This window comes from Bradyrhizobium sp. PRIMUS42 (assembly GCF_023006515.1).
Classification (GTDB): domain Bacteria; phylum Pseudomonadota; class Alphaproteobacteria; order Rhizobiales; family Xanthobacteraceae; genus Bradyrhizobium.
On sequence record NZ_JALBGZ010001247.1, the window covers coordinates 1 to 1045 of the forward strand.

General features: G+C 65.5%; 1 protein-coding gene and 1 pseudogene. Both read left to right on the forward strand.

All coding sequences use genetic code 11. From position 1 onward, the window contains the following. Positions 1-535, forward strand: a 535-nt coding sequence (locus MOV75_RS39420; RefSeq protein WP_369010498.1) for an RsmB/NOP family class I SAM-dependent RNA methyltransferase, incomplete at its 5' end; no start/stop codon positions are given. Between the two features lie 157 nt (positions 536-692). Further along, positions 693-1045: pseudogene (locus MOV75_RS39425) on the forward strand (heparinase); the annotation flags it as partial.

Consider the following 1045-nt stretch of genomic DNA (forward strand, 5'->3'; position numbering starts at 1 on the left):
ATCAGGCGCGCATGTCACGGCAATCGACCGCTCGCCGGCCCGGGTGGCGCGGCTGCGCGAAAACCTGGCGCGGCTGTCGCTCCAGGCCGAGACTGTCGTTGCTGACGCCGTGGAATGGGCCGGCCCCACCGAGGGCTTCGACGGTATTCTGATCGATGCGCCTTGCACCTCGACCGGCACGATCCGCCGTCATCCCGACGTGGCGTGGCTGCGGCAGGAATCCGATGTCACCGCCATGACCGCGCTTCAGCAGCGGCTGCTGCGAAAATCGGTGTCGCTGCTCAAGCCGGGCGGGACGCTGGTCTATTGCACCTGCTCGCTGGAACCTGAGGAAGGCGAGCAGGCAGTGGCGACGCTGCTGGCTGCAGAGCCTGCGCTTCGCCGCGTCCCGATCGAGGCATCGGAGGTCGCGGGCCTCGACGAAGTCATCACCGCCGAAGGCGATCTGCGCACTTTGCCCAGTCATCTGCCGAACGCCGATCCCAAGCTCGGCGGGCTTGACGGATTTTTCGCAGCCCGGCTCGTTAAATCCTGATTTTGCACTGGATTTTGCGACCCCGACGCTGATTCTCACACGTTCAAGGTGGTGTAAGACGGCCGATTTTGGGATTAATAGGGATTCGTCGGAATCCTCTCCCCCTTCAAGGCAAGGCGTGTCGGTCGCTCAACGCAGACGTATCTCGACGCTGGTCATGAACCGCTTCGCGCGGAACATGCTCGCGCGCGCGAGCGGCGGTTCCGTTGCGCTGTCGCGGGTCTGGCCCGGTCGCACCGACCGGCTGATCATCGCGCCGCACGACCTGCGCACCGCGGATGCGACCCGCGCCGCCGAAATCTATGCCGGCCGCTTCGTCTTTGCCGGCAAGATCGTCAATTGCCACGGCCGCTCGATCTTCGATCTCGAGCCGCCGTCGGAGGATTGGGAGGTCGCGCTGCTCGGCTTCGGTTGGCTGCGCCATTTGCGCGCCGCCGACACTGCGCTGACACGAGCGAATGCGCGCGCGCTGATCGAAGACTGGATCGCCAACCCCGCCAACAAGCGTCG